The following is a 10,276-nucleotide window of genomic DNA, read 5'->3' on the forward strand; positions in this document are numbered from 1 at the left end:
TCTTTGGCGCGTCCGCACGATCGGGGGACACGAACGGGGGAACGCGTGCGAGGGCTCACCGCGGCACAGGCCGCCCAGGCGAAGCGGAACATCGTCCCGCGCCGGTCGAGCCGGTCCTTCGGCGCCATCATCAGGGCCAACGTCTTCACGCTGTTCAACTTCGTCATCGGCGTCCTGTGGGCGCTCATCCTGATCTTCGGGCAATGGCAGGACGGCCTGTTCGGCCTGGTCATCGTGGCCAACGCGCTGATCGGCATCGTCCAGGAGGTACGCGCCAAGCGCACGCTCGACCGCCTGGCCGTCATCAACGAGGAGCCCGTCAGGGTCTGCCGCGACGGCCGCGACCAGGAGGTCCCCCCACAGGACGTGGTGCTCGGCGACCTCATCCTGCTCGGGTCCGGCGACCGGCTGCTCGTCGACGGCGAGGTCGTCGAGTCCGACGGGCTGGAGATCGACGAGTCGCTGCTGACCGGCGAGGCCGACCCGGTGCACAAGCGGCCCGGCGACCGGGTCCTGTCGGGCAGCTTCGCCGTCGCCGGCTCCGGCGCGTTCGTCGCCACCCACGTCGGCACCGACGCCTACGCGGTACGGCTCGCCGAGGAGGCCAGCAAGTTCCACCTCGCCCACTCCGAGCTGCGCCAAGGCGTCGCCAACTTCATCAAGTACATCACCTGGCTGGTCATCCCGATCGGCGCGCTGCTGATCTACAGCCAGCTCCGCAACACCGGCGACTTCGGCACCGCCATCACCGGAGCGGTCGCCGGCATCGTCACCATGATCCCCGAGGGGCTGGTGCTGATGACCTCGATCGCCTTCGCCGTGGGCGTCGTCCGGCTGGGCCGCCGCAGGTGCCTGGTCCAGGAGTTGCCCGCGATCGAGGGCCTGGCCAGGGTCGACGTGCTGTGCCTGGACAAGACCGGCACCCTCACCGCGGGCGGCATGGATCTCGGCGAGGTCCTCCCGATCGGCGACGGGCATCCCGTGGAGGAGGCGCTCGCCGCCCTGGCCAACCTCGACCAGCGGCCCAACGCCACCGCCCAGGCCGTGCAGGTGCGCTACCCCGCGACGCCCGGCGGCTGGACGGCCACGGGGTCCGTGCCGTTCTCCTCGGCGCGCAAGTGGAGCGGCGCCGACTTCGGCGAGCGCGGCGCGTGGCTGCTCGGCGCTCCGGACGTGCTGCTCGACGGCGGCGAAGGCTACGAGCGGGCCGCCGCGCTGGCCTCCACCGGTGCCCGGGTCCTCGCCCTCTGCCGCACCCGCGACCTGGCCGCCGCCGAGCGGGGCGACCCGGACGCGGCGGTCGAGTGCGTCGCGCTCGTCACGCTCCAGCAGCGCATCCGCCCCGACGCCCACGAGACCCTGAGCTACTTCGCCCGCCAGGGAGTCACCGTCAAGGTCATCTCGGGCGACAACCCCGAGGCGGTCTCCGCCATCGCCACCGGCCTCGGCATCCCCGACGGCGACCGCGCCGTCGACGCCCGCACCCTGCCGGAGGACGACCCGGACAAGCTCGCCGACATACTCGCGGCCAACGCCGTCTTCGGCCGGGTCACCCCGCGGCAGAAGCGGCTGTTCGTCGGCGCGCTCCAGGCGCGCGGCCACACTGTCGCGATGACCGGCGACGGCGTCAACGACGTGCTCGCGCTCAAGGACGCCGACCTCGGCATCGCGATGGGCGCGGGCAGCCCCGCCACCAAGGCCGTCGCCCAGGTGGTGCTGCTCGACAACGCCTTCGCCACCCTGCCGCACGTCGTCGGCGAGGGCCGCCGGGTGCTGGCCAACATCGAGCGGGTCTCCAACCTCTTCCTCACCAAGACCTTCTACGCGATCGCGCTGTCGCTGGCGACCGGCGTCCTGGGGCTCATGTTCCCGTTCGCCCCCCGGCACTCCACGCTGGTCAACGCGCTGACCATCGGCATCCCGGCGTTCTTCCTGGCCCTGGCGCCCACGCTGGAGCGCTCAAAGCCCGGGTTCGTGCCCCGCGTGCTGCGCTTCGCCGTACCGGCCGGGGTGCTGTGCGCGGCGGCGATGCTGCTGGCGTTCTGGGCCGCGCACAGCGGGACCTCCACCCTGAACGAGGACCGCACGTCCGCGGTGATCACCCTGTTCCTGACGACCTGGTGGGTGCTCGTGCTCATCGCCCGGCCCCTCACCTGGCTGCGGGTGGGCCTGGTCGCCGCCATGGCGGTGCTGTTCGCCGGGGCGCTGTCCATCCCGTTCGTGCGCGAGTTCTTCGCCCTGGAGCCGGGCGACCTGAGCAACGGCCTGACCGCCGTCGGCATCGCCGTGGTGGCCTCCGCGCTGATCACTCTCGCGATCAGCGTCACGGTCAGGCTCGCCGGTACCCTTAGACCATGACCGACCCGCAGATGGTGCTCACCGAGCGCGTCCAGCAGGCGCTGGCCGCGGCGTTCGGCGCCGAGCACGCCGACGCAGACCCGCTGATCCGGCCGTCCCAGTTCGCCGACTTCCAGGCGAACGTCGCGATGAGCCTGGCCAAGCGCCTGCGACGGTCCCCGCGGGAGGTCGCCGAGGCCCTTGCCGCCGAGCTGGCCGACTTCCCCGGCACGGTCGAGGTCAGCGGCCCCGGGTTCCTCAACATCACGCTCGCCGACACGTGGATCGCCGGCGAGGCCGGCCGCATGCTGGAGGACCCGCGCCGCGGCGTCGGCACGGTCACGCCCGCGCAGACCATCGTGATCGACTACTCCGCGCCCAACGCGGCCAAGGAGATGCACGTCGGCCACCTGCGCACCACGATCGTGGGCGACTCGCTGGCCCGCGTCCACGAGCACCTGGGCAACACCGTCATCCGGCAGAACCACCTGGGCGACTGGGGCACGCCGTTCGGCATGCTCATCGAGCACCTGCTCGACATCGGCGAGGAGGCCGCGGTCGCGCAGCTCGAAGCCGGCATGGGCACCGAGTTCTACCAGGCCGCGCGGCAGAAGTTCGACGGCGACGAGTCGTTCAAGACCCGCTCGCGCGCGCGGGTGACCACGCTCCAGTCGGGCGACCCCGACACGCTGCGGCTCTGGCACGTCTTCATGGACGCCACCGTCCGCTACTTCAACAAGGTCTACGGCATGCTCGGCGTCACCCTGACCGACGCCGACATCGCCGGCGAGAGCATGTACAACCCGATGCTCCAGAGGACCTGCGACGACCTGGAGACCGCAGGGGTCGCGGTGCTGAGCGAGGGCGCGCTGTGCCTGTTCCCGCCCGGCTTCACCGGCTCCGACGACAAGCCGCTGCCGCTCATCATCCGCAAGAGCGACGGCGGCTACGGCTACGCCTCCACCGACATGGCGGCCATCCGCTACCGGGTGCACGACCTCAAGGCCGACCGCATCCTCTACGTGGTCGGCGCCGACCAGGCCCTGCACTTCCGCATGGTGTTCGCCGCCGCGGAGCAGGCCGGCTGGCTGCCCGACACCGTCTCGGCCGAGCACGTCCAGATCGGCATGATGCTCGGCAAGGACGGCCGTCGCTTCAAGACCCGCTCCGGCGAGTCCGTCAAGCTGATGGACCTGCTCCAGGAGGCCGTGGACCGGGCGTCCGTGGTCATCGCCGACCGCGACTACGACGAGGCGACGCGGGCGGAGATCGCCCGAGTCGTGGGCATGGGCGCGGTCAAGTACGCCGACCTGTCGATCAGCCACGACAGCGAGTACGTCTTCGACTTCGACCGCATGCTCGGCCTGACCGGCAACACGGCGCCCTACCTCCAGTACGCCCAGGCCCGGATCCGGTCGATCTTCCGAAAGGGCGGCGTGGACCCGGCCGACGCCACCGGCCCGATCGTCCTCGGCCACCCGGCCGAGCGGGCGCTGGCGCTCCAGCTCCTCGGGTTCGGGGCGGCCGTGGAGAAGGTGGCCGAGTCGAACGAGCCGCACCGGCTGTGCGCGTTCATCTACGCCACCGCCACCGCCTTCACCACCTTCTTCGAGGAGTGCCCGGTGCTGAAGGAAGGCGTCGACGCCGACACGCGCGCCTCCCGGCTCGCGCTGTGCGCGCTGACCCTGCGCGTTCTGGAGACCGGGCTCGACCTGCTGGGCGTCCCGGTCCCCGAGCGCATGTGACATCCGCCGTGCCGATCGACGTGGGCGCGCCTCCCCAGGGTTGGCGCGCCCCCCGGTTAGGCTTTACGCGGTCATGAACCGAGGCCGAAAATGGGGGAGTTCTCTGCCTTGAGCACGGACCTGACTGCGAGCCCCCAAGCAGCGGAAGAGCTGAGACGTTACGCCGAGGCGCTGCTGGCTCACCTGGCCGCCAACGGCACCGCTCCTCCCACCGCACCCGCCTTCGCCGACATCCCGGGCAACTGGCTGCCACCGGCCGTCCAGGCGCTGGTGGCGATCCTCGCCGGCGAGGACCCGCTGGAGCCGCTGAGCAGGGCCGCCGGCCGCGACCAGCAGCGCACGGCGCTGTTCCTCTGCCTCGCCCTGGCCGTCGCCGGCCACGGCAGCCGCATCCACGCCTCGTGGCTCGGCACCGCCTTCGGCGACCTGTCCATCGAGCAGCCGGTCACCCACGGGCAGCGCTCCCTCTGGCTGGCCGCCGCCCGGGGCGCCTACGGCCCCGCCGGCAAGATCTTCGTGCTGCGCAAGCTCGACGCGCTGGCCGTACCCGACCATGCCGACCAACGGCAGTGGGTGCAGGCGCTCGCGCCCGGCGAGCCCGCCGTGGTCGTGCCCGTGTCGCTGGTCGACTTCCCCGAGATGGCGGAGATCCCCGAGCTGGCGCGGCCCGCGCAGGCCGCCGCGCGCCTGGCGCGGCTGCGCGCCCGCTGCACCGAGATCACCTCGGCCCGGCAGGCCGACCACGACGCCGCGACCCCGCTCACCAACAGCGCCGCCAGCCCCGTCACCTCCTGGGCCGAGGACGAGCCGCTCGCCATGCTGCGGTCCCTGATCGGCCTGGGCGGCCCCGCCGGGCCCATGGCGTCGCTGACCACCCACCTGCTCGACGACCTGCGCCCCGGCGCCGACCCGCACCTCACGGCCATCGCGCTGCACGTGGCCGCGCCGGTGCTGCGCGGGGTCGCCGAGGAGCTGGAGGCCGACAGCCGCCTGGAGCCGCCCGACACGGTCACCGTGCCGCTGCTCGGCCACCCCATCGTGCTGCGCCCCGAGGGGGCCGACGCGGCCTCCATGGCCGAGGCGGAGGCCGCCATCGCGGCCGAGGGCACGCTGCCGCGCCGCCGGCCGTGGGAGGTCGTCGCTCTGGTGATCGCCGGCGTCGGCTGCGTGCTGGGGGCCCTCGCCGTCGGCTGGCCGCTCGTCGTGCTGGGGATGGCCCTGATCGGGCTGGCGGGGTGGCGCCTGTGGCGGCGCCGCGCCGCCATCGCCTCGGACGCCCGTTACGTGGCCGCGCGCGTCGCCGAGCTCAAGGAGCTCGCCGACGGGGCCGTCTGGGCGTTGCACGCGTACGCCCGCGAGGCGGACGCACGCGCCAAGCAGGCCGCCGACGACTCCGCCGAGCTGACCCGGCTGATCCGTCGCGGCCCGCGCGCTGCCTAGGACGTCTCGATCTCCACGTGCGCCGGCGCGAGCAGGAACACCCGGTCGGCGATGCGCTCGATCCGGCCCTCGCAGCCATAGGCCAGACCGGCCGCGAAGTCGACCATGCGCGTCGCCTCGGGCATCGGCATGCCCGTCACGTCCATGATCACCGTCTGACCGTCACGGAAATGCTGACCGATCATCGGCGCGTCGTTGTACTTGAGCGGCTGGACCATCACGATTCGCGACGGATCGACGGTCGACCGCCACCTTCTGGCCGCCCGCTCCGACGCCGGCATGTACTCCTCTTCGTACTGCTCGTCGTCGTAGTGGTCGTCGTAGTGGTCGACCCCGCCCAGGCCAAGGTAGTTCACCACCTTGCGCACAGCCCCCATCGGCTTGTCCTTTCCTTCAGGAACTCACCGTAATCGGCACGTCCCTACACATTGGACGGTAACCGACGATTCCGCGTTCGCCATGCGACACGCCCACGACCAATTCCATTTTGTACGGCAAGCGGCCAGGTTTCACCCGGATATCTCTCCCCCGTAGGCATCGAGTCATGCGTCCGTTGCCACTGTAGACGCCTTCACCGACACTTCTTTCGTAGGTAATCCTGCCGCAGACCGTCGTCCAGAGTCAGCCGCTCCCGGCGCATGGACGCAGGCAGCGGAGCCTCACCTGTCTTAGATGTCCCCGTGTGCCGATTGGTTCGGGTGGTTCTCGACCTCGGTCCAGACGCCCCAACGCTATTCGCACGGCACGAGCCGCAGAGGGGGCGAATTCAGCACAGCAGACGGAACGCCCACCGCGAAACGCACGACCAGTTTCATGATCACAATGGATTTTCCGGCCCAGGAAGTGAGAAGGACCACAGTTCCGTCCGGACGGGAAAAAGCACTCCACAGCGCCCCTGCCGGGGTGCACGCGAGCAATCCCGACCTCCCCCCCGAAACATCCCCGCACGCCACGATCCAGCCGTTCACCGGCCGAGTGCTCACCCTGGTGAAGGGGGGAAACCACCCCTCGGACCCCCGTACCGCCCCCGCCCTTCGGCTCAGGCCGGGGCTCACGGAGCGTCACGTCCCGCAGGAGCCCACACCGCGTGCCGGGACGGCCGTGGACCGAGTCCACCGGGCCGGTCACGCAGTGACGGTCCTGTCGGGGGAGCTCCATATCTAGTACGTCGTTCCCCTCTTTCCTCAGCCGTACACCTGTGAATCTGGACCCCCTCTGTCGCTGTGGGCTCTCGGGCCCTCACTCATCCAGACGAGCCGCCGACCCACCGAAGTTCCCGGTCGAACTTCACGGCTGCCCCAGACATCTCAGAAGTGTGACGCTCACAGGCGCGCCCAGCCGGCCCACCGTCCGACGTAGCCGCCCGCCGGAACACGGTGACCCCGACGGCGGCAACCCCGACCGCGGCGGCCCCGGCGGTAACGGTCCGAGAGCCGGCGCCCGCCAGGACGGCGGCCCCCAAGACGAATCACCCCGGAACGACGCACCCCGAGACGACACACCCGCAGACCCCAGGCCCGGAGACCCCAGGCCCGGAGACCCCAGGCCGGGAGACCCCGGGCCCGGAGACGACGGCCACAGAAACCGCAGACCCGGAGACGACGGCCACGGCGATGGCAGACCCATAGGGGACCCACTCGGCGGGGACCGGCTCAGTAGGGGCGGACTCACAGGGGCCCGACTCGGGGAGGGCGTCCCCAGAGACGGCGGAGCCGGAAGGGACCGTCTCCGAGCGGGCAGACTCGGAGGGGCCGGCCACAGAGGCAGCGCACTCGAACTCGCGATGTTCCGAGGGGGGTGGTCCTGGCGGTGCGGATGACAAGCGAGCCGGGAAGCCTCCTGCGGAGGAGCCTCACACCACTCCGGTCACGAAGAGTCGTACAGGTCGGGCTGCTGCTCGGCGGCGGCGTGGCGATGGCCTCGGCCGCCGTCGCCCTGGCCCTCGTTCTCACATCAGGAACGATGACCCCCAGCGCCCCGCCGACCATCCCGCCCCACTCCCCCGCCGTGGACGAGCACCGGGCAACCGCCCGGAAACTCCTCGGGCTACGCCTCGACTGGGCCGCCCGTACGGGCAGGCTCGCGAAGGAGCTCGGCCGCAGCGGTCTCGACCGCTGCCGGCGCGGCAACGACGATGCGAAGAACGAAGAGGACTTCGCCGCCATCTGCGTCCTCAGCCTCTATCGCGCCTACACCTGGAACGGTGACGTCGACACGCTCCTCGCCCGCTTCAGGCACTGCCCTGAGGCCGTGGAGAAGCGTGCCGAGCTACGGGAGTCCGGCACCCGCGCCGATCGCGCACTCGACGTCGAAAAGGTCACCATGCTCGTCTGCGACGGCGTCACCATGGAGTTCGCCACCGCACGCACCGAAGCCTCCTCCGACCTGATGTACATGCCCGGGGCCGGCTTCTTCGACGAGGACGGTGGCATGTACGAGCCGTACCACTGGGCGCCGGAGGGCACACCGTGGCTGGCCGAGTGGCTGAAGCTCCGCCAGGACGGCCGCTTCCTCGTCGCCCTGGGGGTGTCGGAGGAGTATTCGGTACTGGCCGACCGGTGAGGCACGGCCTATGGGGACGGGCAACCGCCCCCGAGCCGCGCGACCCGCCACCCCCACGTCCTCACGAGCCGACCTCCCGCCCTGCACAGGAACGTCCGGTACGACCCCGCAGCCGGCCGAAGCAGGTCCCTCCCCCACCCGCACGGCGCAACCGCACGCGGCAGCGGGGCCTGGCAGCACACGGGTGCTGGTCTCCGTCATGCCCAGGCTCCGTCATGCCCAGGCTCGGTCATGCCCGTGCCTGAGATCATCTCCCTTGCCCACGAACCCGGCCATCGCATCGAACTCCGCCGCCCCAGGCACCAGGGACAGGAGCGGACCTCCTGGGCCGCGCGGACACGTCGACGGTGTGCCGCACACCTTCGAGGTCACATCGCTCCGGAACGGCGTCCCACACGATGACTCAGTCGTGGGAGATGAGCATGAGCTGCCGCCACAGCAGCACCACGAACACCGCCGAACCGGCGAAGGCGAACCAGAACGGCGCCGCGACACCGAAGCGGGTGGCCAGGACGCCGCCGATCAGCGAGCCGACCACCAGACCGGCGTAGACGCAGATGCTGTTGACGCTGCCCACCCGGCCCTGGAGTTCGTGCGGGACCGCGCGCTGGCGGACGGTGACCGAGGTCGTACCCCATATGAAGGCGTGCGCGCCGAAGGCCAGGAAGATGCCCCCGGCGACCCACGGCGAATGGGTCAGCGCCAGGCCCAGGTGAGTGAAGGTTTCGATGACGAGCCCGATCCGCATCAGGGCGCCGAGGCTCACCCTGCGGGTGATGGCCCCGTACAGGCCGGTGCCGATCAGACCGCCGATCCCGCCGATGGTGGTCATCAGGCCGAAGCCCATGGCGCCGAGGCCGAGCTGCTGCTGGGTGTAGAGGACGAGAACCGACCAGGCCGCGCCGAACGTGAAATTGAAGATCAGGATCGTCAGCGCGAGCGTGCGCACTGCCGCGTGCCGGATGGTCCAGCTGAACCCGGCAATGAGTTCTCGCACGGTGTCGGGCTTGGGATCGTCGGTCTGCCGGCCGTGCGGGGGCAACGTGATCCGGGAGACCAGGATGATTCCCGCCACCACCATGAGCAGCTGGCCCGCGAACGGCCAGGTGAAGCCCAGACCGAACAGCGCCGCGCCGATCGGCGGTCCGGCGAGCTGATTGAGCGTGATGAATCCCGTGCCGAGGCGGGCGTTGGCGATGACGAGATCGTCCTTGCCGACCATCATGGGCGTCAGCGTGGCTGTCGCGTTGTCGGCGAACACCTCGGCGATGGACCGGAGCGTGAGCGCCACCAGCGCCGTTGCCACGGTCACTGTGCCGGTCACCGTGAGCGCGACGAGCGCCGCCAGCACCACGGCCCGCATGGCGTTCGCGACTAGCACGATCCTGCGCCGGTTGTACCGATCCGACAGCACGCCCGCATACAGGCTGAACAGCAGCGGCGGCGCCCAGCCCACCAGTGCCGACAGCGAGATCATCAGCGGATCGCGGGTCAACGTCGCGATCAGCAGCGGGCCCGCGGCGGCCGCGACCCCGTCCCCGAGATTTGTCAGCCAGCTCGCTGCCAGCAACCGCCGGAAGCCTGTCCCGAGCCGGGCAGGCAAGACTCGATCCACCATTGTGACCACGAGCGCAAAACCATACGTTCTGGCGAGCAGCTACGGCAACGCGTTTTCGCGTCCACGCGCTGCTGCGTACGGGTTGCGGCGGAGAGGGCTGCTCCACACGTACACAGACTCGACCTGCACCAGCTGCGGCACAGTGCCGCCACCCGAGCGACACCTCATGACGGATGATCCGCAGACACCCGCCGCCAGTGCGCCCGCGCGATGTGGCTCGTGGTGTGGCTCGTCGTGAACGTCAGAAGAGTCGTGAGCGCCAGAAGAAGAGAGTGGCGGTGCGCGGCAGATTTTCCAGAATGGGCGAATGTCCCAGACGGGGCAGCACCGTTGTTCGGCGAGGACGGTGGCGACCGCGCCGCCGCTGTGTGTGTGCCGCCGCATCGCGTACGCCGGCGCACCGCGTATACCGGCACAACGCAAGAAAGGGCCCCACCCTCCGCCTCTCGGAACCATCACTGGCCCGAGAAGCTCCGGGTGGAGCCCTCTCCTATCAAAGATTGTCCGGCGGTGACCTACTCTCCCACACCCTCCCGAGTGCAGTACCATCGGCGCTGGGAAGCTTAACTTCCGG

6 protein-coding genes are annotated in these 10,276 nt (G+C 70.7%); 4 read left to right on the forward strand and 2 right to left on the reverse strand.

All coding sequences use genetic code 11. From position 1 onward, the window contains the following. The first annotated feature begins 45 nt into the window (after positions 1-45). The 3 genes from MTP10_RS38275 (at position 46) to MTP10_RS38285 (ending at position 5,522) form a co-directional block, all read left to right on the forward strand. Positions 46-2,358: an HAD-IC family P-type ATPase gene (locus MTP10_RS38275; protein ID WP_310716355.1), complete on the forward strand. Its 2,313-nt coding sequence runs from the start codon at positions 46-48 to the stop codon at positions 2,356-2,358. Beyond that, on the forward strand, positions 2,355-4,082 hold the full coding sequence (argS, locus tag MTP10_RS38280) for an arginine--tRNA ligase (RefSeq protein WP_310716357.1): 1,728 nt from the start codon (positions 2,355-2,357) through the stop codon (positions 4,080-4,082). Before MTP10_RS38275 ends, argS begins: the two co-directional genes overlap by 4 nt. Before the next feature lie 108 nt (positions 4,083-4,190). Further along, a complete protein-coding gene (locus MTP10_RS38285; RefSeq protein ID WP_310716359.1) occupies positions 4,191-5,522 on the forward strand; it encodes a hypothetical protein in 1,332 nt (443 codons plus the stop codon). On the opposite strand, the gene MTP10_RS38290 is transcribed toward MTP10_RS38285, so the two are convergent. Then, entirely contained in the window at positions 5,519-5,899 is a 381-nt protein-coding gene (locus MTP10_RS38290) for a cell division protein SepF (RefSeq protein WP_310716361.1), read from the reverse strand. The two genes, MTP10_RS38285 and MTP10_RS38290, sit on opposite strands and share 4 nt — an antisense overlap. 1,585 nt (positions 5,900-7,484) lie before the next feature. On the opposite strand from MTP10_RS38290, the gene MTP10_RS38295 reads away from it, so the two are divergent. Beyond that, positions 7,485-8,084 (forward strand): hypothetical protein, encoded by a 600-nt coding sequence (locus tag MTP10_RS38295; RefSeq protein ID WP_310716362.1) that lies wholly within the window; start codon positions 7,485-7,487, stop codon positions 8,082-8,084. Between the two features lie 403 nt (positions 8,085-8,487). On the opposite strand, the gene MTP10_RS38300 is transcribed toward MTP10_RS38295, so the two are convergent. Further along, entirely contained in the window at positions 8,488-9,654 is a 1,167-nt protein-coding gene (locus tag MTP10_RS38300; protein WP_310716363.1) for an MFS transporter, read from the reverse strand. Positions 9,655-10,276 lie beyond the last annotated feature (622 nt).

Origin of the sequence: Nonomuraea sp. 3-1Str (genome assembly GCF_031570565.1) — a bacterium.
Lineage (GTDB): Bacteria > Actinomycetota > Actinomycetes > Streptosporangiales > Streptosporangiaceae > Nonomuraea.

Bases quoted from the DNA above. Each gene is read 5' to 3' on its own strand.
- MTP10_RS38290 (WP_310716361.1), bottom strand. From the start codon at position 5,899: ATGGGGGCTGTGCGCAAGGTGGTGAACTACCTTGGCCTGGGCGGGGTC.
- MTP10_RS38295 (WP_310716362.1), top strand. From the start codon at position 7,485: ATGACCCCCAGCGCCCCGCCGACCATCCCGCCCCACTCCCCCGCCGTG.
- argS (WP_310716357.1), top strand. From the start codon at position 2,355: ATGACCGACCCGCAGATGGTGCTCACCGAGCGCGTCCAGCAGGCGCTG.